This window comes from Caballeronia concitans, assembly GCF_001544615.1.
Lineage (GTDB): Bacteria > Pseudomonadota > Gammaproteobacteria > Burkholderiales > Burkholderiaceae > Caballeronia > Caballeronia concitans.
This window is the reverse complement of sequence record NZ_FCNV02000001.1, coordinates 650,053-675,200: the sequence shown is the minus strand read 5'-3', so window position 1 is coordinate 675,200 and position 25,148 is coordinate 650,053. Positions and strand designations below refer to the sequence as shown.

At 63.8% G+C, this 25,148-nt stretch carries 18 protein-coding genes; 8 read left to right on the top strand and 10 right to left on the bottom strand.

The genetic code is table 11. From position 1 onward, the window contains the following. Positions 1 to 36 precede the first annotated feature (36 nt). From dnaJ to grpE, 4 genes are all read right to left on the bottom strand, one after another. Entirely contained in the window at positions 37 to 1,173 is a 1,137-nt protein-coding gene (gene dnaJ / locus AWB72_RS03185) for a molecular chaperone DnaJ (protein WP_040052923.1), read from the bottom strand. A gap of 263 nt (positions 1,174 to 1,436) precedes the next feature. Continuing rightward, entirely contained in the window at positions 1,437 to 3,389 is a 1,953-nt protein-coding gene (dnaK, locus tag AWB72_RS03180) for a molecular chaperone DnaK (protein WP_040052924.1), read from the bottom strand. A 153-nt stretch (positions 3,390 to 3,542) separates the two neighbouring features. Next, positions 3,543 to 3,944 carry a thioredoxin family protein gene (locus tag AWB72_RS03175; protein WP_040052925.1) on the bottom strand — a complete coding sequence of 134 codons (402 nt, stop codon included), beginning with the start codon at positions 3,942 to 3,944 and terminating at the stop codon, positions 3,543 to 3,545. A gap of 7 nt (positions 3,945 to 3,951) precedes the next feature. Then, on the bottom strand, positions 3,952 to 4,554 hold the full coding sequence (gene grpE, locus AWB72_RS03170) for a nucleotide exchange factor GrpE (protein ID WP_040052926.1): 603 nt from the start codon (positions 4,552 to 4,554) through the stop codon (positions 3,952 to 3,954). A gap of 350 nt (positions 4,555 to 4,904) precedes the next feature. Here grpE and AWB72_RS29065 point away from each other — a divergent pair, with 350 nt between their 5' ends. After that, positions 4,905 to 5,066, top strand: coding sequence for a hypothetical protein (locus AWB72_RS29065; protein WP_167550938.1), 162 nt, complete (start codon positions 4,905 to 4,907; stop codon positions 5,064 to 5,066). On the opposite strand, the gene AWB72_RS03165 is transcribed toward AWB72_RS29065, so the two are convergent. The 3 genes from AWB72_RS03165 to hrcA all read right to left on the bottom strand — a co-directional run bounded on the left by AWB72_RS03165 (position 5,038) and on the right by hrcA (position 7,696). Next, complete coding sequence (locus AWB72_RS03165) at positions 5,038 to 5,445, bottom strand: Hsp15 family ribosome-associated heat shock protein (protein WP_040052927.1); 408 nt, start codon at positions 5,443 to 5,445, stop codon at positions 5,038 to 5,040. The two genes, AWB72_RS29065 and AWB72_RS03165, sit on opposite strands and share 29 nt — an antisense overlap. A gap of 27 nt (positions 5,446 to 5,472) precedes the next feature. Further along, entirely contained in the window at positions 5,473 to 6,540 is a 1,068-nt protein-coding gene (gene hemH, locus AWB72_RS03160) for a ferrochelatase (RefSeq protein ID WP_040052928.1), read from the bottom strand. A 139-nt stretch (positions 6,541 to 6,679) separates the two neighbouring features. Then, the gene (gene hrcA / locus AWB72_RS03155; protein WP_040052929.1) at positions 6,680 to 7,696 is read right to left on the bottom strand and encodes a heat-inducible transcriptional repressor HrcA; all 1,017 of its coding nucleotides are present in this window, start codon (positions 7,694 to 7,696) and stop codon (positions 6,680 to 6,682) included. 198 nt (positions 7,697 to 7,894) lie between these two features. Between hrcA and AWB72_RS03150 the strand changes: the two genes are divergently transcribed. Together AWB72_RS03150 and recN are read left to right on the top strand one after the other, a co-directional pair. Beyond that, positions 7,895 to 8,788, top strand: a complete 894-nt coding sequence (locus AWB72_RS03150; protein WP_040052930.1) for an NAD kinase — start codon at positions 7,895 to 7,897, stop codon at positions 8,786 to 8,788. Positions 8,789 to 8,820: 32 nt separating this feature from the next. Beyond that, positions 8,821 to 10,473, top strand: a complete 1,653-nt coding sequence (gene recN / locus AWB72_RS03145) for a DNA repair protein RecN (protein ID WP_040052931.1) — start codon at positions 8,821 to 8,823, stop codon at positions 10,471 to 10,473. 31 nt (positions 10,474 to 10,504) lie between these two features. Here recN and glnE read toward each other — a convergent pair whose 3' ends face one another. Continuing rightward, complete coding sequence (gene glnE, locus AWB72_RS03140) at positions 10,505 to 13,297, bottom strand: bifunctional [glutamate--ammonia ligase]-adenylyl-L-tyrosine phosphorylase/[glutamate--ammonia-ligase] adenylyltransferase (RefSeq protein WP_040052932.1); 2,793 nt, start codon at positions 13,295 to 13,297, stop codon at positions 10,505 to 10,507. 214 nt (positions 13,298 to 13,511) lie between these two features. On the opposite strand from glnE, the gene AWB72_RS03135 reads away from it, so the two are divergent. The 4 genes from AWB72_RS03135 (at position 13,512) to aroG (ending at position 21,748) form a co-directional block, all read left to right on the top strand. Continuing rightward, positions 13,512 to 17,795: a YhdP family phospholipid transporter gene (locus AWB72_RS03135; protein ID WP_040052933.1), complete on the top strand. Its 4,284-nt coding sequence runs from the start codon at positions 13,512 to 13,514 to the stop codon at positions 17,793 to 17,795. A gap of 67 nt (positions 17,796 to 17,862) precedes the next feature. Continuing rightward, positions 17,863 to 18,696 carry a carbon-nitrogen hydrolase family protein gene (locus AWB72_RS03130; protein ID WP_040052934.1) on the top strand — a complete coding sequence of 278 codons (834 nt, stop codon included), beginning with the start codon at positions 17,863 to 17,865 and terminating at the stop codon, positions 18,694 to 18,696. A gap of 180 nt (positions 18,697 to 18,876) precedes the next feature. Next, on the top strand, positions 18,877 to 20,343 hold the full coding sequence (gene tldD, locus AWB72_RS03125) for a metalloprotease TldD (protein WP_040052935.1): 1,467 nt from the start codon (positions 18,877 to 18,879) through the stop codon (positions 20,341 to 20,343). A 331-nt stretch (positions 20,344 to 20,674) separates the two neighbouring features. Next, a complete protein-coding gene (gene aroG / locus AWB72_RS03115) occupies positions 20,675 to 21,748 on the top strand; it encodes a 3-deoxy-7-phosphoheptulonate synthase AroG (RefSeq protein ID WP_040052936.1) in 1,074 nt (357 codons plus the stop codon). Between the two features lie 65 nt (positions 21,749 to 21,813). Here aroG and AWB72_RS03110 read toward each other — a convergent pair whose 3' ends face one another. Both AWB72_RS03110 and AWB72_RS03105 read right to left on the bottom strand, forming a co-directional pair. Continuing rightward, on the bottom strand, positions 21,814 to 22,890 hold the full coding sequence (locus tag AWB72_RS03110; protein WP_143754570.1) for a hypothetical protein: 1,077 nt from the start codon (positions 22,888 to 22,890) through the stop codon (positions 21,814 to 21,816). Between the two features lie 58 nt (positions 22,891 to 22,948). Then, a complete protein-coding gene (locus AWB72_RS03105; protein ID WP_040052938.1) occupies positions 22,949 to 23,500 on the bottom strand; it encodes a cob(I)yrinic acid a,c-diamide adenosyltransferase in 552 nt (183 codons plus the stop codon). Positions 23,501 to 23,699: 199 nt separating this feature from the next. Here AWB72_RS03105 and AWB72_RS03100 point away from each other — a divergent pair, with 199 nt between their 5' ends. Further along, positions 23,700 to 25,124, top strand: a complete 1,425-nt coding sequence (locus tag AWB72_RS03100; protein ID WP_040052939.1) for an FAD-binding oxidoreductase — start codon at positions 23,700 to 23,702, stop codon at positions 25,122 to 25,124. Positions 25,125 to 25,148 lie beyond the last annotated feature (24 nt).

The following is a 25,148-nucleotide window of genomic DNA, read 5'->3' as shown; positions in this document are numbered from 1 at the left end:
TCGCATGATGCGTCACTGCCTGTTCGACAGGGCGCGTCAGTCGAAGAAACTCTTCACGCGATCGAACCAGCTCTTGCTTTGCGGACTATGCCGCGCGCCGCCTTCCGACAGCGACTTCTCGAACTGCTTGAGCAAGTCGCGCTGCTGCTCGGTGAGCTTGACCGGCGTTTCCACCTGCACGTGCACGTAGAGATCGCCCGCGATGCTCGACCGCAAACCCTTGATGCCCTTGCCGCGCAGACGGAACGTCTTGCCCGACTGCGTGCCTTCTGGCACCGTGAAGCTCGCGCGGCCCGCGAGCGTCGGCACTTCGATCTCGCCGCCGAGCGCCGCCGTCGTGAACGGAATCGGCATCTGGCAATGCAGGTCGTCGCCGTCGCGCTCGAACACCGCGTGCTGCTTGATGTGGATCTCCACATACAAGTCGCCGTTCGGCCCGCCGTTGATGCCCGGCTCGCCGTTGCCGGCCGAGCGGATGCGCATGCCGTCGTCGATGCCCGCCGGAATCTTCACTTCCAGCGTCTTCGTTTCCTTCACCTTGCCCGCGCCGTGGCAGTTCGTGCAGGGCTCGGGGACATACGTGCCGCTGCCGTGACACTTCGGACACGTCTGCTGGATGCTGAAAAAGCCCTGCGACATCCGCACCTGGCCCTGGCCGTGACACGTCGGGCAGGTTTCCGGCTTGGTGCCCGGCTTCGCGCCCGAACCGTGACAGACATTGCAGTTGCTCCAGCTCGGCACGCGGATTTGCGTGTCGTAGCCGTGCGCGGCCTGTTCGAGCGTGATCTCCATGCTGTAGCGAAGATCCGCGCCGCGATACACCTGTGGGCCGCCGCGTCCGCCGCGCGCACCCGCGCCCGCCGTCTGTCCGAAGATGTCGCCGAAGATGTCGCCGAAAGCATCGGCGAATCCGCCGAAGCCTTGCGCGCCCGCCCCTGCCATGTTCGGATCGACGCCCGCGTGACCGTACTGGTCGTACGCGGCGCGCTTCTGCTGGTCGGAGAGCATTTCGTAGGCTTCCTTGGCCTCCTTGAAATTCTCTTCCGCCTTCTTGTTGTCCGGATTGCGGTCAGGGTGATACTTCATCGCGAGCTTGCGATACGCCTTCTTGATCTCGTCGTCGCTCGCGTTCTTTGCGACGCCCAGAACGTCGTAGTAATCCCGTTTCGCCATGTCGGTTCCATGCCGCCGCGCTTGGCCGCGACGGTTCCTGTCAGATGCCTCGGATCAATGATCCGCGCGTAACCTCTGACGCCCTGCCCGGCTCGACTTCCGCTGAGAGCAAGACGCCCCAAAAAAACAACGTGCCCGGGGAGCCGAAAAGCTCGCCAGGCGCGTTCCACGTTAGACGCTCGACGCGTCCCGGTCCTGTTCGCGCCGTGTACCGCGCGAAAGACCGCGGGCGCGTGAACGTTGCCATCCACGCGCCCTGCGGCTTAGTCCTTCTTCACTTCCTTGAAGTCGGCGTCGACGACATCGTCATGCTGCTGGCTCGCACCAGCCGATGCCGCTTCCGCGCCGGCCGCACCCGCTGCCGCACCGGCCGCGCCTTGCTGTGCCTGCATGTCGGCGTACATCTTTTCGCCGAGCTTTTGCGAAGCCTGAGCCAGCGCCTCGACCTTCGCTTCGATCGTGGCCTTGTCGCTCGACGAGTTCTTCAACGCGTCTTCGAGATCCTTCAGCGCGGCTTCGATCTTTTCCATTTCCGAAGCGTCGACCTTGTCGCCGTACTCCGCGACCGCCTTCTTCGTGCTGTGGACCAGCGCGTCGCCCTGGTTGCGGGCATCCGCGAGTTCGCGCAGCTTGTGATCTTCCTCGGCGTTGGCTTCGGCGTCCTTCACCATCTTGTCGATTTCGGCGTCCGTCAGACCCGAGTTCGCCTTGATGGTGATCTTGTTTTCCTTGCCCGTCGCCTTGTCCTTCGCGCCGACGTGCAGAATGCCGTTCGCGTCGATGTCGAAGGTCACTTCGATCTGCGGCACGCCGCGCGGTGCGGGCGGAATGCCTTCGAGGTTGAATTCGCCGAGCAGCTTGTTGCCCGCGGCCATTTCACGCTCGCCCTGGAACACCTTGATCGTCACGGCGCCCTGGTTGTCGTCCGCCGTCGAATACACTTGCGAGTGCTTCGTCGGGATCGTGGTGTTCTTGTTGATCATCTTCGTCATCACGCCGCCGAGCGTCTCGATGCCGAGCGACAGAGGCGTCACGTCGAGCAGCAGAACGTCCTTGCGGTCGCCCGACAGAACCTGACCCTGAATCGCAGCGCCAACCGCCACGGCTTCGTCCGGGTTCACGTCACGGCGCGGTTCCTTGCCGAAGAACTCCTTCACCTTTTCCTGCACCTTCGGCATGCGCGTCATGCCGCCGACGAGAATCACGTCGTCGATTTCGCCGACCTTCACGCCCGCGTCCTTGATCGCGATGCGGCACGGTTCGATCGTGCGTTCGATCAGCTCTTCCACGAGCGCTTCGAGCTTGGCGCGGGTGAACTTGAGGTTCAAGTGCTTCGGACCGGTCGCATCCGCCGTGATGTACGGCAGGTTGATGTCGGTCTGAGCCGTGGACGACAGTTCGATCTTCGCCTTTTCAGCGGCTTCCTTCAGGCGTTGCAGCGCGAGCACGTCTTTCGACAGATCGACGCCCTGCTCCTTCTTGAACTCGCCGATGATGTAATCGATGATGCGCTGGTCGAAGTCTTCACCGCCCAGGAACGTGTCGCCGTTCGTCGAGAGCACTTCGAACTGCATTTCGCCGTCCACATCCGCGATTTCGATGATCGAGATGTCGAACGTGCCGCCGCCCAGGTCGAACACGGCGATCTTGCGGTCGCCCTTTTCGGCCTTGTCGAGACCGAACGCGAGCGCGGCTGCCGTCGGCTCGTTGATGATGCGCTTCACTTCCAGACCGGCGATGCGGCCCGCGTCCTTGGTTGCCTGACGCTGGCTGTCGTTGAAGTACGCCGGAACCGTGATGACGGCTTCCGTCACCGGCTCGCCGAGGTAGTCTTCAGCGGTCTTCTTCATCTTGCGCAGGACTTCGGCCGACACTTGCGACGGCGCGAGGTTCTTGCCATGCGCTTCGACCCAGGCGTCGCCGTTGTCGTGGCGGACGATCTTATAGGGCATCAGGTTGATGTCCTTCTGCACTTCCTTTTCGTCGAAACGGCGGCCGATCAGGCGCTTCACCGCGTACAGCGTGTTCTTCGGGTTCGTGACCGACTGACGCTTCGCGGGCGCGCCGACGAGAATTTCGTTGTCGTCCAGATACGCGATGATCGACGGCGTGGTGCGCGCGCCTTCCGAGTTCTCGATGACCTTGACCTGATTGCCTTCCATCAGCGCCACGCACGAATTCGTGGTGCCGAGGTCGATGCCAATGATTTTGCCCATTTTTTATACTCTCCTAGCTTTGATCGCTTTGGCGCTGCGGCCGGAACACGCCGGCTTTTGCGGCCGATTTACCGGGCCGAACGCCCAAAATTCATACCTGTACGCAAGATAGGAGCGCCGATTTCGTTTTCAAGACCCTGAATGCGATGCGGTCTATAACTTTTTCGGTTGTCCCGACTCGCCGATCTTCTCCCGCGCCGCCTTCACCGCCGCCTCAAACTGCGCGATGCCGTGCCACCCGGTCGCGCGTCCGAGCCGCTTGCCCCGGTGAAAGAAGAACCATGTCGGCACGCCGTGCAGCATGAAACGGCGGCCGAGTTCGCGATGCTCGTACACGTTGCTGTGGAACCACTTGAGCCCGAGCGCGCGTATTGCGTCGGGCTGCGCGAGCATCGCCTTCTTGGCGATTTCGCAGTTGAAGCAGTCGAGGCCCCAGAAGAACACCACGGCCAGTTCGTCCCCGGCGGAAGCCAGGCCGGCGTCGAAGCCGGCGGCGTCGAGTTCCTGCATTCCGAAGACGGAAAAAGCGGTGGAATCGACCGGGATCTGGCCCATGGCCGTCTTACTTCGGTGCGGCGACGGTGACGAGCGCCGGGCGCAACACGCGGTCGGCGATGATGTAGCCCTTCTGCAGCACGGCGACGACCGTGTTCGGCTCCTGCTCCGCCGGCACCATCGAGATGGCCTGATGGCGATGCGGATCGAACTTCTCGCCGACCGGATTCAGCGCCGTGACGCGGCCCTTTTCCAGCGCGCCGGTCAACTGGCGCAGCGTCAGTTCGACGCCCTCGCGCACTTTGGCGATATCGCTCGACTGGTCGGCGAGCGCGGCTTCGAGGCTGTCGAGCACCGGCAGCAGGTTTTCCGCGAAGTTTTCGATGGCGAACTTGTGCGCTTTCGACACGTCTTCCTGGCTGCGGCGGCGCACGTTTTCCGTTTCCGCCTTCGCGCGCAGGAACTCTTCCTGCAGCGCGACCACCTTGGCCTGCGCTTCGGCGAGCGCGGCTTCGGTTTCGTTCGAAGCGGCTTGCGGTGCGGCGTCCGCGACTGCCTGCGCATCCGGCGCGGCTTGCGTGGTTGCCTGAGTCGGGTCGGCGGCCTGGCGCGCGGTTTCGTCGGCGGGCGTCGGGTTCTGGCTCGCTGAATTCTCTTGCGTGTTTTCCATGTCGCTGAATGTTATTGCTGTGAGTGAATCGGATGAGAAGCGCGGCCAGGCGTAAGACTGTCCGCACTTCGTCGCATTAGCGGCTGAATTTGGGGCACCGGCAACATTTTCAAGCCTTTGTCCGACGAATTTTGTGCGCCGGATATCAAAGCGCGCACGGCCGAAACACGCCGTAATGCAGGGCGATGAGAAACAGTTTGAGCGAATGAACGGCGTCGCCTACACTTCGAACAGGCATCGCAGGAAGCACGTATACCCTAATCCTACGAATGCTTCAAACCGCTTACGCCTCGCCCGTTTCCTGACCTCGTCCGGTCGTTCGACCGCTCAGCCCGCTTGCCGGGGGTACCATGAAACTGACTTTTGCCATTGCGGTGGTCGCCCTGGTACTTGTCGCGGGGACGACCACCATCTGCATGTCCGGTGCGCTGACCGCCCGTACCACCGAGTACGGCGGCGTCCACGCGACGGTCGAAGAATTCTTCAATCCGAACCTGAAAATTTATCGATGACACGGCGATCGCGCTTCGTCGGCCTGCCCTGCATGCCGGCCGCCGGCTCCCGATACGTCTTGCGGCGCTCCGCTTCCGCGAGCCGCTTCGCGCGGCCTTCTTCCGTCTCTGCGTAAAGCGTCTGCGCGACCGGCGCGGGGCCGCGCACGTCGCACACGCCGAGCACTTCCACTTGCCAGACGAGCCGCTCGATATCGATCTCGACGATATCGCCCACGCGCACGTCCTTCGACGGCTTCACGTTCGCGCCGCCGATTTTCACGCGGCCTTTCTCCACCGCGTCGCTGGCAAGCGAGCGCGTTTTGAAGAAACGCGCCGCCCACAGCCACTTATCGATGCGCAAACGCGCGCCGGGTTCCGTCAAAATCTTGTAGTTCATGCGTGAATCTCTTGCGTTCGACCGCGTTCAGGCGGCAACCGTAGCGGGTTGCGGGGCCTGTACGGGCCACCCTTGCAGATGTTGTGCCGCGATTTCGCCGAGCGCCTTGATCCACGCAGGCGATGCATTCAGGCAAGGAATACGGTGAAACTGCTTGCCGCCCGCCTTCAGGAATTCGTCGCGCACTTCGATGCCGATTTCCTCGATCGTCTCCAGGCAATCCGCCGTGAAGCCGGGGCAAAACACGTCCACGCGCGCGACGCCGCCCGCGCCCAGTTCCGCAAGCGTCGGCGCGGTGTACGGTTGCAGCCATTCGGCGCGGCCGAAGCGCGACTGGAACGTCACGCGGCATTCGACCGGCGTGAGCCCGAGCGCCGCCGCGAGCAGCGAGCCGGTCAACTGACATTGATCGTGATACGGGTCGCCCAGGTCCATCGTGCGCTTGGGCACGCCGTGGAAGCTGAGCACGAGTTTGTCGCCGGCGGCGAAATCCGGCTGGCCGTGCACGCGCCAGTACTCGCGGACCTGCTCGGCGAGCGCCGCGATATACGCCGGATGATCCGCGTAGTGACGAATCGTGCGGATTTCCGGCTGGTTGCGCACGCGCTTGAGCGCGGTGAAGGCGTCGTCGAAAGCGGTTGCAGTCGTGGACGACGAATACTGCGGATACATCGGCACCAGAAGAATGCGTTCGGCGCCTTCGAGCTTCAGTTTATTCAGCATTGCGCCGATGCCCGGCGTGCCGTAACGCATCGCGTAATCGACGATCACCTGATAGTCGTTTACCGCGAAAAGCCGCCGCAATCCCTCGACCTGCTTTTCCGTATGGACACGCAGCGGCGAACCTTCCGGCAGCCAGACCTGCGCATACTTTTTCGCCGACGCCCGCCCGCGAAACGGCAGGATGACGCCGCGCAAAATGATCTGCCAGATGAACGACGGAATCTCGACGACGCGCGGGTCCGACAGAAACTGCGCCAGATACTTGCGCACGGCTCGCGGCGTGGGCGCGTCCGGCGTGCCGAGATTGATCAGCAGCACCGCGACGCGATGTGAAGCGCTGGGCTGCGAAGGCAACTCGAGGTCGAAACGCATAGGGCAGGACGGCCAGAAGGCATCGAAAGGTATCGAAAGGTGAAGGCCATTATAGCGGCGCGTTTGCGCGCGCATCATTGGCCGAACGGCCTAGTGGCGGCGCGCCCGGGTGCGCGGCAAGATGCCTGAGAGAGCCGCGTTACTGGTGGCTGAGCGACATCGACAAGAGCCGCGCCGTGATATCCACAATGGGAATCACGCGGTTGTACGCCATGCGCGTCGGGCCGATCACGCCGAGCGTGCCGACAATCTTGCCGTTCACTTCGTACGGCGCAGTCACCACGCTCATCTCTTCTATCGGCACGAGATTCGATTCGCCGCCGATGAAGATCTGCACGCCCTGTGCGTGGCTCGACACATCCAGCAATTGCAGGAGGCTCGTCTTTTGATCGAACAAGTCGAAGAGTTTGCGCAGCCGCGCCATGTCGGAGGACAGGTCCGCCACTTCGAGCAGGTTGCGCTCGCCGGAAATCAGCACCGTTTCGCCGGGGTCGGCTTCGGCCGTGCTCGCGACGACGGCCGCTTGCATCAGCGCGGTCATGTCGCCGCGCAACTGGTCGATTTCCTCGCGCAAACGGCGGCGCACTTCGTCAAACGACAGGCCCGCAAAATGCGCATTAATGTAATTGGAGGCCTCGGTGAGTTGCGAAGGCGAGTAGTCGCGCTGCGTGGCCATCATGCGGTTTTGCACGTCGCCCTCGGGCGTCACGATGATCAGCAGAATGCGCTTGTCCGACAGCCGCATGAACTCGATCTGCTTGAACATGTGACTGCGGCGCGGCGTGAGGATCACGCCCGCGAACGACGACAGACTGGACAGCACGCTCGCCGCCGCCGCGACGATCTTCTGCGGCTCCTCGCCCTGAAGGCGCGTCTTGACCGCGGTGGTCATCGCTTCGTCCTGCGGCGCTTCCACCGTCAGCATGGTATCGACGAAGAGCCGGTAGCCGCGCGGCGTGGGAATGCGGCCCGCCGACGTATGCGGACTCACGACGAGGCCGAGGTCCTCGAGGTCCGACATCACGTTGCGGATGGTCGCCGGACTGAGTTCGAGGCCGGAATGCCGTGATAACGTGCGCGAACCGACCGGCTGACCTTCGGCGATGTAGCGCTCGATCAACGTTTTGAGGAGGGTTTGTGCACGTGGGTCTAGCATGGGCAAATTTTAGCGCAACGTATCGGGGCGCGGCGACCGCGCCGCCGTGGTGAAACCGCTGGCGGAACCGCTCGTGAGCTGTTCAATGTCTGCTCCATTCTAGCGAGAAACGAAGGAGGCGCCGACGTCGCGACACGACGCCTGTCGCCGCGCGCCGTCCCGGTTCTTTTCGCCTTCCACCTATGGTGTAATGCCGGCATGGAAATTGGCCAATTCAAGACCGTCGCCCTCGTCGGGCGAACCAACACGCCCGGCATCGAGGCGCCGCTGACATCGCTCGCGGAGCACATTGCGAACCAGGGCTTCGACGTCGTGTTCGAAGAAGGGACGGCGAAGGATGTCGGCGTGACGCAGTATCCGGCGTTGTCCATCGCGGCAATCGGTGCGCGCGCGGACGTCGCGGTCGTGCTCGGCGGCGACGGCACCATGCTCGGCGTGGGCCGTCAGCTCGCGCCGTACAAGACGCCGCTCATCGGCGTGAATCACGGGCGGCTCGGCTTCATCACCGACATCCCGCTCAGCGAGATGCGCGAGCGCGTGCCGCAAATGCTCGCCGGCCAGTTCGAACGCGAGGAGCGCACGCTGCTCGAAGCGCGCATCGTGCGAAACGACAAGCCGATCTATCACGCGCTCGCGTTCAATGACGTGGTGGTGAATCGCAGCGGCTTCTCGGGCATGGCCGAATTGCGCGTCTCCGTGGACGGGCACTTCATGTACAACCAGCGCTCGGACGGGCTGATCGTCGCCACGCCGACGGGTTCGACCGCTTATGCGCTGTCGTCCGCCGGGCCCATTCTGCATCCGCAACTGCAAGGCTTCGTCCTCGTGCCGATCGCGCCGCATTCGCTGTCGAACCGGCCGATCGTGCTGCCCGACGACTCGAAGGTCACCATCCAGATCATCGGCGGGCGCGACGTGAACGTGAATTTCGACATGCAGTCGTTCACCGCTGTCGAACTGAACGACGCCATCGAAGTGCGGCGCTCGCGCCATACCGTGCCGGTGCTTCATCCGGTCGGCTACAGCAGCTACGCCACGCTGCGCAAGAAACTGCACTGGAACGAGCATCCCTCGCAGGACTCGTCCCTCTGACGCAACTCGCTGAACCTCATCCCGAAGCATCCATGCTCCGTCATCTCTCCATTCAAGACTTCGTTATCGTTGCCGCGCTCGACATTGAATTCGATTCGGGCTTCACGGTTTTTTCGGGTGAAACCGGCGCGGGCAAGTCGATCCTCATCGACGCCCTCGCGCTCACGCTCGGCGCGCGTGCCGACGCGAGCGTCGTGCGAACCGGCGAAGCGCGCGCGGACATCACCGCCGAATTCGGCACGCACGAACAAGCGCTTCGCTGGCTCGAAGAACATGCGCTCGCGCAGGACGGCGACACGGTCATGCTGCGCCGCGTGATCGATTCGAGCGGACGCTCGCGCGCGTTCATCAACGGCACGCCGGCGACGCTCGCGCAGTTGCGCGAAGTAGGCGAAATGCTCGTCGACATTCACGGCCAGCACGCGCATCAGTTATTGATGCGACCCGATGCGCAACGCGAACTCTTCGACACGCACGCCGGCCTCACCGATACCGCCAGCGCCGTGAATCGTGCGTGGCGCGCGTATCGCGAGGCGCAGCAGGCCGTCGACGCCGCGCAGAGCCGCGACCGCGAGTTGCAACTCGAACGCGAGCGCCTTGCATGGCAACTGAGCGAATTCGACAAGCTCGCGCCGCAGCCGGGCGAATGGGAGGAAGTGAGCGCGGAGCATCATCGGCTGTCGCATTCGGCGAGTCTGATCGACGGCGTGCAGAACGCGCTCGGTGCGCTTTCCGAATCCGACGAAGCGATGATTTCGCAACTCGGCGCAATCATTTCCAAGCTGCGCGGCCTCGCCGATATCGATCCCGCTCTGAACGACGTGCTCGCATCGCTCGAACCCGCCGAGATTCAGTTGCAGGAAGCGGCGTATTCGCTGTCGCATTACGCGCAGCGCTTGGAGCTCGATCCGGACCGGCTCGCGCAAGTCGAACGGCGAATGGATCAGTTGCATTCCACCGCTCGCAAGTTCCGCCTTCAGCCGGAAACGCTGCCGGAAGAGCACGAGACGCGCCGCCGCCAGCTCGCGGACCTCGACGCCGCCGCCGATCTCGACGCGCTCAACGCCGCCGCCGAACGCGCGAAGGAAGCGTATCTCGCGGAAGCGAAAGTGCTCTCGAAGGCGCGCGCGAAGGCCGCGAAGGCGCTGTCGAAAGCGGTCACCGAAGGCATGCAGGAATTGTCGATGGCGGGCGGCAGCTTCGAAGTCGCGCTCGTGCCGCTCGCGGAAGGCGGCGCGAACGGGCTGGAGCAGATCGAATTCCGCGTGGCCGGTCACGCGGGCATCGCGCTGCGGCCGCTCGCGAAGGTCGCGTCGGGCGGCGAACTCGCGCGTATCAGCCTGGCGCTCGCGGTCATCGCGAGCACGGCCAGCCCAACGCCCACGCTGATCTTCGACGAAGTGGACACGGGCATCGGCGGGGGCGTGGCGGAAGTCGTCGGGCGGCTTTTGCATCAGCTCGGGCGCGACCGTCAGGTGTTGTGCGTCACGCACTTGCCGCAAGTGGCCGCGCGCGGCGATCAGCACTTTCAGGTGGCGAAATCGTCCGACGATGCAGGCGGCACCGTCAGCACGGTCACGCCGCTCGACAAGGCAAGGCGCATCGAGGAAGTCGCGCGGATGCTCGGCGGCATCGAGATCACGGCGACCACGCGCAAGCACGCGAAGGAAATGCTGGCGGCGTGAGGCGGCGATTGGCGTAGCCGCTTCCCGCCCCTCAACCCCCGTCCGCGAACACGCGTCTCCACAGCCCCGTCACCGCTTCGCGCTCGCCGCGAACCACATCCGGATCGACACGCGCCTTCTCCATTCCATCGAGCCTGAGCGTGTGCTGCAGCTTCCGGTAATGCCGGTACGCCGCGCCGATCACGTCGGCGTCATCGTCGGAAATGAGCCCGCTCTTCGCGGCGAGCTTCAGCAGCGTGATATTGCCCGCGTTGCGCAGGAACTCGCGATGCGTCCGCGCGTGCAGCAGCACCCAGTACTGCACGATGAATTCAATATCCACCATGCCGCCGCGATCGTGCTTCAGGTCGAACAGCTCCGTGCGATTCGGATGCCCCGCCCGCACGCGCTCCCGCATCGCGACGATCTCGCGCGCGAGCGCCGCCGCATCGCGCTCGGTCACGAGCACGTCCGCGCGGATCGCTTCGAACTGCGCGCCGATCTCGGCATCGCCCGCGCTGTAACGCGCCCGCGACAACGCCTGATGTTCCCAGACCCACGCGGTGTTGGCCGCGTCGCCCTCGCGCATCTGATAGCGGCGGAACGAATCGAGGCTCGTCACGAGAAAGCCGGACTCGCCGTTCGGCCGCAGCCGCAAGTCCACGTCGAAGAGCGTGCCCGCGCCCGTCGCCGCCGTGAGCCACGTGATGAGACGGCGCGCGAACATCGCGTAGATGTCGGCGGCGGCGTCATCGGGGTCTTCGTAGAGAAAGATCAGATCGAGGTCCGACGCGTAGCCCAGTTCCTTGCCGCCGAGCTTCCCGTACGCGATGACCGAAAAGCGCGGCGTCTCGCGATGCCGCTTCGGAAACTGCTGCCACACGGTCTGCACGGTGACGTCGAGCACGGCGTCCGCAAGCTCGGACAACAGATCGCTCACGCGCTCGACGCTCAGGCGCCCGGCCAGATCGATCAGCAGAATACGGAACACTTCGGCCTGATGCGCGTGCCGCAGCAAATCCATCTGATGCTCGGCATCCTCGGCGGCGACGAGGCGCGCGAGCAGCGAACGCTTGAATTCGGCCCAGTCGAACGGACTCGCGATGGCTTCGTCGTCGAGCAATTCGTCGAGCAATTGCGGATGGCGAATGAGATAGCCCGCCGCCCAGCGCGAGCCCGACAGCACCGACAGCACGCGGTCGAGCGCCGCCGGATACTCCGTCAGCAGCGCGAGATACGCGCCGCGCTTCGCCGTGGCTTCGAGCAGATCGAAGACGCGCGCGATAGTGTCGCCACGGCGCGCGGCATCGATCGACTGCACGGCTTCGAGCGCCCGTTGCGCGACGATGTCGAAACGCTCGCGGCTTCGTTCGGGCAAGCCCGCATAACGCGACGAGTTCCACACGCCCGTCAGCCGCGCGAGCACCGGCGACGGGTCCGCGAAGCCGAGTTCGGTGAGGCGCGCGGCGAGTTCGTCCTGCGCGGAATCGTCGGCGAGCGCGCTGCTCCAGATCCACGACGCGGCGGAATCGTCGGCCACGCCGCAGCCTTTTTCGCCGCTCACCTTGTCGGCGAAGATCGCGTCGAACTGCTGCTCGACGAATTCGCGATGCGCGTCCAGCTTCGTCATCAGCGCCGCGTAGTCCGCGAAGCCGAGCGACGACGCGAGCAGCGCGCGCTCGTCGTCGGCGACGGGCATCGCGTGCGTCTGCGCGTCGTTGCGATATTGCAGCCGATGCTCCACCGTCCGCAGAAACCGATACGCGTCGGTGAGCGCATCGCACACGGCCGCCGAAATGAGCCCGTGCGCCGCCGCGCGTTTCAGCACGGCGAGCGTCGGGCGAATGCGGAAATCCGCCGCCTGTCCGCCGCGAATCAACTGAAACACTTGCGCGCTGAATTCGATTTCGCGGATGCCGCCGCGCCCGAGCTTGATGTCGTCGGCCTTGTCGGGGCGCATGGACGCGCGTCGCCGCGCTTCCTGCCGAATCTGCTGATGCAGCGAGCGAATGGCTGCGATCACGCCGTAATCGAGATAGCGGCGATAGATGAACGGCGTCGCGATGGCGTCGAGCTGCTTCGCGAGCCGTTGCGCGGAATCGCTCTCGCGCTCGGACACGAGCCGCGCCTTAATCCACGCATAGCGCTCCCACTCGCGGCCCTGCACGTAGAAATATTCTTCGAGCATGCCGAGGCTGCACACGAGCGGACCGGAATCGCCGTTCGGGCGCAGCCGCATGTCGACGCGAAACACGTAGCCGTCCTGCGTCATTTCCGCGAGCGCGCCGATCAGCCGCCGCCCGAGCCGTGTGAAGAATTCCTGCGTGGTGAGCGGCGAGCGCTTGCCGCCCGCCGTTTCGCCGTCTTCTTCATAGACGAAGATCAGATCGATATCCGACGACGCATTGAGTTCGCGCCCGCCGAGCTTCCCCATGCCGACGACGCCGAGCGTGAGCCGCTCGCCGTCCGGTCCGCGCGGCTCGCCGAAGAGTGTTTCCAGATCCGCCGAAAGCACCGCGAGCGCGCGCTGAATGGTGACTTCGGCGAGATCGGTCATCGCGCCGGTGACTTCGGCGACATCGGCGGCGGCGGACAGATCGCGCTCCATCACCGTGCAGAACACTTCCGTTCGCAAGCGGCGCAGCGCGGTTTTCAGCGCGGCTTCGTCGAGCGCGCCGCTTTCGCCGCAACTCGCGCAGAGTTCGTCGAGACGCGCTTCGATCCATTCGCGCGTGACGGGCGTTTGTGCCCATTGCGCGACCTTCGATGCAAGCTCGGGACGCGCCGCGTACGCGCGCGACGCATAGTTGGAATAGCCGGAACTGCGCAGGATCACGTCGGTCATGAATGCTTAGGCTCGCTCGTTGCTTTTGGGTTGCTTCGGGCCTGGCCCGCGCCGATGCGTCTTCCCGGCGCACCGGGCCGCACCGTCCGCGAGGCTTGCCGGACGCGGCTTTGCGGGCTTTTTCGAGTGCGCGCGAGAAGCCGTCCACGACATACCCTGTGTTACATTGCAGCGTCAAACACGCAAAACTACCATATCGCCGATCAGCCGCAGCATGTCCGACAGCAGACGATCCGTCGACCCGACCGAAGTTGGACAAGCAAAGCCCAGCGGCAACGCCGAGCGCGTACTGTCGCGCGTCCTCAAAGTCATGCTCGTGGTTGCCGCGGTGCTGTATTTCGCGGTCGCGGGCATCTATCTCGGCTTGCGCTATGCGGTGCTCCCGCAGATCGATTCGTTCAGGCCCAGGATTGAACAGGCCGTTTCGTCGCGCATTCACGCGCAGCTTCGTATAGGCAGATTGTCCGCGCGATGGTCCGGCATGCAGCCGACCATCGACATCGACAATTTGCGCATCGACGCCGCCGACGGCTCGCCGGGACTCGCGGTTCCGCATGCAAGCGCGAGCATTGCGTGGCGCTCGCTGCTGGAGTTGAAGCCGAAGCTCGCGGATCTCACCGTCGATGGGCCCGATGTCATCGTCGCGCGCAATGCGAAAGGCGAAGTGACGGTCGCGGGCGTGCCGATCCCGACGCATCGCACGGGATCGAACGCGTTCACGACGTGGCTGCTCGGCCAGCAACGCATCGTGCTGCGCGGAGGCACGCTGCGCTGGCGCGACGCCGAACGCGACGCGCCGGAGATCGCGTTCAAGCGGCTGCGGCTCGCCATCATCAACGACGGCGTGCGTCACCGGCTCGCGCTGAACGCCCCCGCCGATGGCGACGTGCTCCACGGCCCGCTCGATCTTCGCGCGGACTTTCGTCATGAGCCGTTCACCACGATGGGCGCGCCCGCGAACTGGACCGGCCGCCTGTACTTGTCGACCGGTCCCGTCGATCTGCCGATGCTCGCGCGCTACGTGAAGATGCCGTTCGCCGCCTACGATGGCCGCATCGAGAACCGCATCTGGCTGAACTTCGCGCGCGGCCAGTTGCAGACCGCGAACGGCGATCTGACGGGCGGCAACATCGCGCTGCGCGTGCGTGCGACGCAGCCGCGTCTCGACTTGCCGGTGGCGCGCTTCGCGTGGACCGTCGACAAGAAGGACAGCACGTACACGCTGAATCTTTCCGACGTGCGCGCCGAACTGGGCCAGCCCGCGCTCGACGACGGCACGCCGGTCGCGCGTCTCCTGACCACGCAGACCCTGACGGGCACGTATCGGCCGCCCTCGGTGAACAAGGGGCTCTTGTTTCGTCTCGCGGGCGATCAGGTCGACCTCGGCATCCTCGCCGAATTCGCGCGCACGCTGCCGCTGCCGTCGCGCGTGCTGAACGAACTCGTGCGCTTCAATCCGCGCGGGCAGATCGCGAACTACACGATCTACACCGAACGCGCCGCGCCGAAGAACGAGGAAGAAGTGAAGCGCCAGCGCGAGAAAGGCGACGCGAAGATCGAGCATTACGTGTTCAAGGCCGAGCTGCAGGGCATCAGCGTGCAGGCGCAGGAGCCGCCGCCCGGGCTCACGATCAACAACCATCCGCGCGCGGGCGTGCCGGGCATCGAGAACCTGTGGGGCGTCGTGGATGCGAACGAGGCGCAGGGCCGCATCGACATCGACACGAAAAACGCGGCCGTGACGATTCCCGGCGCATTCGACGACCCGCGCCTCACCTTCGATTCGCTGCAAGGCCGCGCGACGTGGACCGTCGCGGACGCGGTCGCGCCGGGCGAACTGCGCCGCGCGTTCACCATTCATCTCGATACGCTGCGCGTCAAGAACGCCGACGCCGAAGGCGAAGTCACCGCCGCGTACTGGAATCAGGGCCACGGGCGCGGCAATCTCGATCTCAAGGCGAAGGTCGATTATCTGAAGGCGACGCGCCTCGTGCGCTATCTGCCGACGAGCCTCAACGAGCGCGTGCGCGTGTATCTCGGGCACGCGCTGCAGGCGGGCATCGCGCGAAACGGCACGCTGGAGGTTCACGGCGACCTCACGCGCTTCCCGTACGCGAAAGCGCCCGACGCGGGGATCTTCCGCATCGAGGCGCCGTTCACCGGCGGCAAGTTCGACCCGACGCCCTTCCCGCCGCGCACGATGCGCAACGGCCTGCCGAATTTCTGGCCGGCGTTCGAGGGCATCGACGGCACGTTCAGGCTCGCGCAGAACAAGCTCGGCTTCGATATTCATCGCGGGCATTACAAGGGCGTCGCGGTATCGCGCGTGACGGGGCGGATCGACGATACGGGCAATCGCGAATCGAAACTGTGGATCGACGGCGATGCGCGCGGGCCGCTCGCCGACATGCTCGATTACGTCGACAACAGTTCGCTCGGCCTGATGGCGAAGCACGGCACGCGCAAGCTCGACGCCAAGGGCAACGCGGCGCTCGCGCTCACACTCGGCATTCCGCGCTATCGCCCGCCGCCGCCCGAGTTGCCGCTGCGCACGGACTACAAGGGATCGCTGACTTTCCTCGACAACGAAGTCGCGTACGCGAATCTGCCGCCGCTCTCGCATGTCCGTGGCCGCGCGAGCTTCGCGGCGAATACCGTCAAGGTCGATTCGCTCACCGCGCAACTGCTCGGCGGCGACGTGCGCGCGACCGGCGGCGTGCAGCCGGGCGGCAACTACGCGTTCGATGTGAACGGGCGCATCGGCACGGATGCGGCGCAGCGTTTCGACGGACGCATCACGCCCCAAGTGGCGGCGCTCCTGAAGCGCATCGATGGCGCGGCGCCCTACGAACTGCGCGTGCGCGGCGCGAAGAACGCGCTGCCGAACGTGCAGGCAAGCGCGGACTTGAGCGGCGTCGGCATCGATCTGCCCGCGCCGTTCGGCAAGGCGAAGGGCGCGCCGATGCCCTTCTCGCTCAGCTTCCAGCCCGCGCCCGGCGCGTCGAATCTGCACGACGCGCAGCTCGTCTTCGGCCCGCTCGCGGCGCATTACGTGTTGCAGCAGATCGGGCGCGCGCAGGTCAAGGTCGATCCGCAGAACGCCGCCGAGCCGATGAACATGCGCGCGCAGCTGCGGGCCGTGCGCGGCGCGATCGCGCTGAACAAGCCCGCCGATCTGCCGGCCGAAGGCGTCGCCGCCACGGCGGATATCGCCACGCTCGACGCCGATGCGTGGCGCAAGGTCGTCGCCGAACTCAACGCGAGCGCCGCGCCGCCCGAACCGGCCGCCGACGTCGCCCGCCCGCCGATGAGCGAAAGCGTCCGCCAGTTCATCCCGACGCGCGCCGACGTGCACATCGGCACGCTCACGCTGCTCGATCGCCGCTGGGACAACATCGCCGTGAACGCGGCACAGGCGTCGAACAAGTGGCAGGCGAACATCGCGTCGGATCAGGTGACGGGCAGCGTCGCGTTCACGCCCGGCGCGGTGAAGGGCGCCCCCGGCGCGGTGAAGGGCGCCCCCGGCGCGTTGCAGGCGAGGCTCGACAAGGTCGTGATTCCCGACAAGGCGACGAACGCGCCCGCCGAAAAGATCGCGAGCCGGCCGCCGCGCAACATGCCGTCGATCGACTTGATCGTGAACGAACTGGTCTTTCGCGGACACGGCCTGGGCAGGCTCGAAGTCGACGCGCACAACGAAGTCATCGCCGACGAGCCGATCTGGACGCTCGACAAGCTCGAACTCGCCAATCCCGACGCCAAGCTCACCGCGAACGCGACGTGGCGCACGCTGCCCTCCGCCACGAACGTCACCGACGACGACCGCGCGCCGCGCCGCACGTCGCTCGGTTTCGCGCTCGATGTCGTCAACGGCGGACAGTTCCTCGACCGCTTCGGCCTGCCGCACACCGTGAACGGCGGCGCGGGCACGATCTCCGGCCACGCCGCCTGGAACGGCAGCCCGGCCGCGGTCGATGTGAAGACACTCGACGGCAAGGTTGCCGTCGATCTGCGTCACGGGCAGATTCTGCGCGCGCCCGGCGCGGCGAAGTGGCTCGGCATTTTCAGCTTGCGCAGTCTCGCCAATCTGCTGACGCTGCATTTCGAGGATGTCGTCGGCAAGGGATTGCCGTTCGAGAAGATCACGGGCAACGCGCGCATCGACAGCGGCATCAGCCGGACCGACGATCTGGTCATGGTCACATCGCCGGCGCGCGTGCAGATGCAGGGCAGCGTCGATCTGCCGAAGGAGACGCAGGATCTGCGCGTGAAAGTGATCCCGACCGTCGGCGCGGGCGCGGTGGCGATCGGCGCGGCGGTAATCAATCCGCTGCTCGGCTTGGGTGCGCTCGCCGCCGATCTCGCGCTGTCGAAGTCGATCCAGAAAGCGTTCGCGATGGACTATTCCATCACCGGATCGTGGACGAAACCCGTCGTCCAGCGTCTGCATGGCGATCAGGGTAAGATCGAATCACCCGCGGCCGTGGCGACTCCGTAAGCCGCTCAATCATTGCGGAGCAGTTCAACGTTCCGGCCTTGTTCCGCTTCCCAACCGGCACCCGAACATGAACGAACAATCGAGCGAAAGCGCGGCGCAGCCGTTTCACGTCGCCGCGCTGCAAATGGTCAGCACGCCCGATCGCGATCGCAATCTCGCCGAAGCCGGACGGCTCATCGGCGAGGCCGCGCGAGGCGGCGCGCAACTCGTGCTGCTGCCCGAATATTTCTGCTTCATGGGCTTCAAGGACACGGACAAGCTCGGCATCCGCGAAACGCCCGGCGATGGTCCGATCCAGCAATTTCTCTCCGATGCCGCGCGCGAGCATCGCGTGTGGGTGATCGGCGGGACGCTGCCGCTCAAGTCGCCGGAAGCGTCGCGCGTGCTCAATACGACGCTCGTTTTCGATCCTACCGGTAGCCAGGCGGCGCGCTACGACAAGATTCATCTGTTCAATTACGAAAAGGGCGAGGAATCGTTCGACGAAGCGCGCACCATCTGCCCGGGCAGCGAAGTGCGGACGTTCGATGCACCGTTCGGGCGCGTCGGGCTGTCCGTCTGCTACGACCTGCGCTTTCCGGAGCTGTATCGGAAGATGGGCGATTGCGCGCTGATCGTCGTGCCGTCCGCGTTCACGTACACGACCGGCAAGGCGCATTGGGAAACGCTGCTCAAGGCGCGCGCGATCGAAAACCAGTGCTACGTGCTCGCCGCCGCGCAGGGCGGAAAGCACGAGAACGGCCGGCGCACGTGGGGACATAGCGTGCTGATCGATCCGTGGGGCGAAGTCGTCGCCGTGCGCGAGGAAGGCGCGGGCGTCGTCGCGGGAACGGTCGATCCGGCGCGCATCGCCGAGGTGCGGCAGAGCTTGCCGGCGTACCGGCATCGCGTGATCGGCTGAATTCCGACACGGCGCCGGCCATCCCGATAATCAGCATTTCGACCGACTTGAAGACGCGCGTTTTCCCCTGCACATGGCTTCACTGACGCCGGACAGTAGAATAGTCCGACAGCACTCCGAGTCCGAAGCGGACTCCCTAACGAACACGCGCAATCACGCCAATCACGCAATAGGCACCGCATGAACATCATCGAACCCGGCATTCGCAACCTCGTCACGGCGAAGGACGTCTTGCTGACGCCCTACGGCCTCGACGAAGGGCTCATCACGCGTACGCTCGCGGAAATCTTCACGCACCGCGTCGATTACGCCGATCTCTATTTCCAGTCCACGCGCAGCGAAGCGTGGAGTCTCGAAGAAGGCATCGTCAAATCGGGCAGCTTCAGCATCGATCAGGGCGTCGGCGTGCGCGCCGTCTCGGGCGAGCGCACGGCTTTCGCCTATTCCGACGATCTTTCGCCCGACTCCATCCGTCAGGCCGCGCTCGCCACGCGCGCGATCGCCAAGGCGGGCGGCGGCAAGCACAAGGTCAAGCCGGCCAGCACGCTCACGGGCGTGTCGGGCCGCGACCTCTACCTGCCCGCCGATCCGCTGCATTCGCTCGATGCGAACGCGAAGGTGAAGCTGCTCGAGCGCGTCGAACAGATGGCGCGCAGCCGCGATCCGCGCATCGTGCAGGTGATGGCGGGCCTCGCGGGCGAATACGACGTGGTGCTCGTCGCGCGCAGCGACGGCGCGCTCGCCGCGGACGTGCGCCCGCTCGTGCGCGTCTCGGTGACGGTGATCGCCGAGCAGAACGGCCGGCGCGAGATCGGCACGGGCGGCGGCGGCGGACGCTTCGACTATGGCTATTTCACCGACGACGTGCTGAACAAGTATTGCGACGACGCCGTCCACGCGGCGCTCGTCAATCTCGAAGCGCGCCCTGCTCCGGCCGGCGCGATGACCGTCGTGCTCGGGCCGGGCTGGCCGGGCGTGCTGCTGCACGAGGCGGTCGGGCACGGCCTTGAGGGCGATTTCAACCGCAAGGGATCGTCGGCGTTCGCGGGACGCATCGGCGAGCAGGTGGCGGCGAAGGGCGTCACGGTCGTCGATGACGGCACGCTGCCGAATCGGCGCGGCTCGCTCAATATCGACGATGAAGGCAACCCGACGCAGTGCACGACGCTGATCGAGGACGGCATTCTGAAGGGCTACATTCAGGATTCCCTGAACGCGCGCCTGATGAAGATGCCGGTGACGGGCAACGCGCGCCGCGAATCCTACGCCGCGCTGCCGATGCCGCGCATGACGAACACGTACATGCTCAACGGCGACAAGGACCCGCAGGAGATTCTCGCGTCGGTGAAAAACGGGCTGTACGCGGTGAATTTCGGCGGCGGACAGGTGGACATCACCAACGGCAAGTTCGTGTTCTCGGCGTCCGAGGCGTACATGATCGAGAACGGCAAGATCACGTATCCGGTGAAGGGCGCGACGCTGATCGGCAGCGGGCCGGAATCGCTCAAATACGTGACGATGATCGGCAACGATATGTCGCTGGATAGCGGCGTCGGCGTGTGCGGCAAGGAAGGCCAGAGCGTGCCGGTGGGCGTCGGTCAGCCGACGTTGCGCATCGAGAAGATGACGGTGGGCGGCACGGTTTGATTTTTATGCGGCTTTTCCGCATCGAACGGGTTTGTTTGCGGCTTGGCCGCGTCGGTCGATGCGGAATGCCCGCGTTTGCAGCGCGACGGGTTGTCAGCGCCGCGTGTTTGAGGTTATAAAGTCAGTCACAACTTTTTTCGACGTCCGATCCGACTCATCATGTCCGCCAAGTTTTATTTTTATTTCTTTTGGCATCTCAGGCCGCTGGCGGATCGAGAGGGTAAGTCGTACGCAGGTTGAAAAAACCGAATCCCGAGAAACCGCCAGCGAGTCTGGCGGTTTTTTTTCGCGCTTCATTCTTTGCTTAGAACACTGCTGTTGGAGAACCGAAATGCCCCCGCACAATACCGATGACGTTCGTATCCGTGAGTTGAAAGAGCTCGTGCCGCCCGCGCATCTGATTCGCGAATTCCCATGCACGGAGCCGGTGTCCGATCTCATTTTCAACGCGCGGCAGTCGATGCATCGCATTCTGCACGGCATGGATGACCGGCTGATCGTGATCATCGGGCCGTGCTCGATTCACGATCCCAAGGCGGCGATGGAATATGCCGGGCGGTTGATCGAGCAGCGCAAGCGGTTCGCGGGGGAACTGGAAATCGTGATGCGGGTTTATTTCGAAAAGCCGCGCACGACGGTGGGCTGGAAGGGGCTGATCAACGATCCGTATATGGATAACAGCTTCAAGATCAACGATGGATTGCGCGGCGCGCGGGAATTGCTCATGCATATCAATGAGCTTGGTCTTCCCGCTGGGACTGAGTACCTGGATATGATCAGTCCGCAATATATCGCCGATCTGATTTCGTGGGGCGCGATTGGCGCGCGGACGACTGAGTCGCAGGTTCATCGCGAGCTTGCGTCAGGTCTTTCCTGTCCCGTCGGCTTCAAGAACGGCACGGATGGGAATGTCAAAATCGCCGTCGATGCGATTAAAGCGGCTTCGCAGCCGCATCACTTCTTGTCCGTGACCAAGGGCGGTCATTCGGCGATTGTTTCTACTGCGGGGAATGAGGACTGCCATATCATTCTGCGCGGCGGCAAAGCGCCGAATTACGATGCCGCTTCGGTCGATGCAGCTTGTAGCGATATTGGGAAGGCCGGGTTGGCCGCGCGCTTAATGATCGATGCGAGTCATGCTAATAGCTCGAAGAAGCATGAGAATCAGATTCCGGTTTGTGCGGATATCGGACGGCAATTGGCGGCGGGCGATGAGCGGATCGTCGGCGTCATGGTGGAGTCGCATTTGGTCGCGGGGCGGCAGGATTTGAAGGAAGGCGGCGAACTTACCTACGGGCAAAGCGTTACGGATGCTTGTATCGGATGGGATGAGAGCGTCGGCGTTCTCGAAGGACTCGCGGCTGCGGTGAAGCAGCGGCGCGTTGTGAGGGGTGGGGGGAATTGATTCTCGATAGGTGGAATTTCTATTCCACTTATCGAGTTCCCCAGCCAAGCCTGCTTACCGTTCACTTAACGCCACTTGGAGCAATCAAAGAGAAAATCGTTCATGGACGTCAAAGCGTCGATTTCACTGCCTAGATAAGTGTAGCGATGGTCATAAAAGCTCTTTCTGACACTCGTTTCGAGGCTGCGACAGTTGCAACGGTCCTGAATCGGGTTGGCCTGCATCGTGAACCGTACTTCCGCCTCAACGTGATCTAAGAATGCTCGACTAGCCTTCTGGAAATGACCAATAGCCGAGAACGCTGATTGTCCGCGCGCAGCCAACGCGCGCATCGCCTCGTTCTCCCGGTCGAGAATCGTTGCGTAGAATCGTTGAATCTGGCGTGCGTCGCGAACGGTGGTGCGGACCACCGATCGCGGCTCGCCCGGATGCAATACCTGCTCGACGAGTTCGTGAAGGGCAGTTGCAAACACTGTCGCGCTACCAAGCAGCACGTCGATCTGCTGCAGCGTTACGTTACTGAAATCCGCCTCGTGAGCAACGATATGGCGGACGACAAAAATCTTCTCAATATCAGCGAGCACCGTCGGAACGTTCGAGATCGGAAAACGCACGGGGCGCATAGCAAACGACCCAAAGCTCATTCCACGGCGACCGCACTCGTCTTGGAGGTCTTCGCTGGATAGGTAATCGTCATCGGGTTCAACGAACGGCTGGATGTCAGACAGCCACCTTGCCAGAGATTTCGAATGCCCATCGCCATTCAGCAGTTTCTCAAGATGCGACGCTATATGAGACAGGTTGCTAACTGGCAAGAGATGCGCCACTAGATTACCAAACGTTATCTCACCATCACTTAGCGCCTTCGTCAGTTGAAGATCAAACTCTAAGCACTTTTTGAACTGGTCTAATCTATCAACATAAGGGGCGCCGTGGTCGATTAATCTTTCAATCGCATTACGCACCGAAACTTCGATGCAACCCGCTAGCCCGACCATTGTCAGTGAGTTAACAATCGAACTATCGCCATGGCATTCCAGCATCCGGTCGAGGTCCTGCAATTCACTTCTGCCTGGCAGGTACCTACCCAAAGAGCGCGATTTTTTCTCGAGTATCTCTCTTAAGCGGTTTCTTTCTTTCATTGCTTATAATGCGCTAAAACTAAACGTATCCGTTACTGTTGGAAGCTAACATTATGAATTACGATATACGTTTCCACAACACATCACTCCCCCCGTCCGCCCGATTAACCACCCTCGCCACAACAAACAGCAAATCCGACAACCGATTCACATACCGCCTGGGCGCATCATTAACCGCATCGGATTCGATACGCCCTAACGCCACAATCGCCCGCTCCGCTCTCCGACAGACCGTCCGCGAGACATGCGCCAAAGCCGCCGCCCTCGACCCGCCCGGCAAAATAAACTCCTTCAGCGGCGGCAAATTAGCGTTGTACTCCGCCAGCCACCCATCCAGCCGTTCCAGATGCGCATCCGAAATCATCGAATATCCCGGAATCGACAATTCCCCGCCCAAATCGAATAAATCATTCTGAATTTGCGTCAGCGCGTCGCGAATTTCGGGCGCCAATGGCTCGCACAATAAAACGCCCAGCGACGAATTTAATTCGTCCACATCCCCGATCGCCGCGACGCGCGCATCGTCTTTCAAAACGCGGCGGCCATCGCCGAGACCGGTGGTGCCATCGTCGCCGGTGCGCGTGGCGATCTTGCTCAGGCGGTGTCCCATCACTGCTCCTCGATTTATCTAAGCGTCAAAATCAGCCGCTCCATTATAGGCACGCCCCTCCGGCCGATTCTTCCAGCGCGTAGAATGAGGCAACCCTTCGCAGCCGCGCGCAGGTATCCGCGAAAGTATCCGCGCAAGCGCTCGCGCGAAATCGGCCGAAACCACACAATAAGCCGCAAGAAAAGCCCGGAGACATGCCGTGAACCATCCCGCCGAACACACCGCCATCCAGCAAGCGCGCCGCCCGTTTCCCGCCGCGCTTCTCGAATCGCTGAAAGAACAATTCGGCGATCGCGTTTCGACCGCGCAAGCCGTCCGCGAGCATCACGGCCGCGACGAATCGCCGTTCGATCCGCAACTGCCCGACGCCGTCGTCTTCGCGCGCAGCACCGAGGACGTCCAAGCCATCGTGCGCCTGTGCGCGCAGCACGACGTGCCGATCATCCCCTACGGCAACGGATCGTCGCTAGAAGGGCATCTGCTCGCGGTGCAAGGCGGCGTCTCGATCGACCTGTCGGAAATGAACAAGGTCATCTCGATCAACGCCGAAGACCTCACCGCCACCGTCGAACCCGGCATCTCGCGCAAGCAACTGAACGAAGCGCTGAAAGACACCGGCCTCTTCTTCCCGATCGATCCCGGCGCGGACGCCAGCATCGGCGGCATGTCCGCGACGCGCGCCTCCGGCACCAACGCCGTGCGCTACGGCTCGATGCGCGAAAACGTGCTCGCGCTGACCGTCGTGCTCGCCGACGGCCGCGTCATCAAGACCGGCACGCGCGCGCGCAAATCGTCGGCGGGATACGACCTCACGCGGCTCTTCGTCGGCTCCGAAGGCACGCTCGGCGTGATCACCGAAGTGACCGTGCGGCTCTATCCGCAGCCCGAAGCCATTTCGGCGGCCGTCTGCGCGTTCCCGTCGATGGGCGACGCCGTGCGCGCCGTCATTGAAACCATTCAGATGGGCGTGCCGATCGCGCGCGTCGAATTCGTCGATACGCTCGCCGTGCGCGCGATCAATCGCCATTCGAACCTCACGCTGCGCGAATCGCCGATGCTGTTCTTCGAATTCCACGGCACCGAAGCGGGCGTCAAGGAACAGGCGCAGACCGTGCAGGACATCACCGCGCAGAACGGCGGCACCGACTTCGACTGGGCGACGCGCCCCGAAGACCGCAGCCGCCTCTGGAACGCGCGCCACAACGCCTATTTCGCGATGCTGCAACTGAAGCCCGGCTGCCGCGCCGTCACCACTGACGTCTGCGTGCCGATCTCGCGGCTCGCGGAATGTGTCGTCGAGACGGAAAAGGATCTGCTCGGCTCGTGGCTGCCGTGTCCGATCGTCGGTCATGTCGGCGACGGAAACTTCCACGTCGCCATGCTGCTCGATCCCGCGAAACCCGAGGAACTGGAGGAAGCCGAGCGTCTGAACCGGCGCATCGTCGAGCGCGCGCTGAAGGCCGGCGGCACCTGCACCGGCGAGCACGGCGTCGGGCTGCACAAGATGGGCTTCATGATCGACGAGCACGGCGAGGACGCCATCGGCGTCATGCGCTCGATCAAACAGGCGCTCGATCCGAAGAACATGATGAATCCGGGCAAGATTTTCAGCTTCACGCACTAGCGCATCGGAAGCGCGCCGGATGGA

Coding starts and splice junctions, on each gene's coding strand:
- hrcA (WP_040052929.1), bottom strand. CDS start 7,696: ATGCTAGACCCACGTGCACAAACCCTCCTCAAAACGTTGATCGAGCGC.
- tldD (WP_040052935.1), top strand. CDS start 18,877: ATGAACATCATCGAACCCGGCATTCGCAACCTCGTCACGGCGAAGGAC.
- hemH (WP_040052928.1), bottom strand. CDS start 6,540: ATGCGTTTCGACCTCGAGTTGCCTTCGCAGCCCAGCGCTTCACATCGC.
- grpE (WP_040052926.1), bottom strand. CDS start 4,554: ATGGAAAACACGCAAGAGAATTCAGCGAGCCAGAACCCGACGCCCGCC.
- aroG (WP_040052936.1), top strand. CDS start 20,675: ATGCCCCCGCACAATACCGATGACGTTCGTATCCGTGAGTTGAAAGAG.
- AWB72_RS29065 (WP_167550938.1), top strand. CDS start 4,905: ATGAAACTGACTTTTGCCATTGCGGTGGTCGCCCTGGTACTTGTCGCG.
- AWB72_RS03110 (WP_143754570.1), bottom strand. CDS start 22,890: ATGAAAGAAAGAAACCGCTTAAGAGAGATACTCGAGAAAAAATCGCGC.
- AWB72_RS03165 (WP_040052927.1), bottom strand. CDS start 5,445: ATGAACTACAAGATTTTGACGGAACCCGGCGCGCGTTTGCGCATCGAT.
- AWB72_RS03135 (WP_040052933.1), top strand. CDS start 13,512: ATGTCCGACAGCAGACGATCCGTCGACCCGACCGAAGTTGGACAAGCA.
- recN (WP_040052931.1), top strand. CDS start 8,821: ATGCTCCGTCATCTCTCCATTCAAGACTTCGTTATCGTTGCCGCGCTC.
- AWB72_RS03105 (WP_040052938.1), bottom strand. CDS start 23,500: ATGGGACACCGCCTGAGCAAGATCGCCACGCGCACCGGCGACGATGGC.
- AWB72_RS03130 (WP_040052934.1), top strand. CDS start 17,863: ATGAACGAACAATCGAGCGAAAGCGCGGCGCAGCCGTTTCACGTCGCC.
- AWB72_RS03150 (WP_040052930.1), top strand. CDS start 7,895: ATGGAAATTGGCCAATTCAAGACCGTCGCCCTCGTCGGGCGAACCAAC.
- glnE (WP_040052932.1), bottom strand. CDS start 13,297: ATGACCGACGTGATCCTGCGCAGTTCCGGCTATTCCAACTATGCGTCG.
- dnaK (WP_040052924.1), bottom strand. CDS start 3,389: ATGGGCAAAATCATTGGCATCGACCTCGGCACCACGAATTCGTGCGTG.
- AWB72_RS03175 (WP_040052925.1), bottom strand. CDS start 3,944: ATGGGCCAGATCCCGGTCGATTCCACCGCTTTTTCCGTCTTCGGAATG.
- dnaJ (WP_040052923.1), bottom strand. CDS start 1,173: ATGGCGAAACGGGATTACTACGACGTTCTGGGCGTCGCAAAGAACGCG.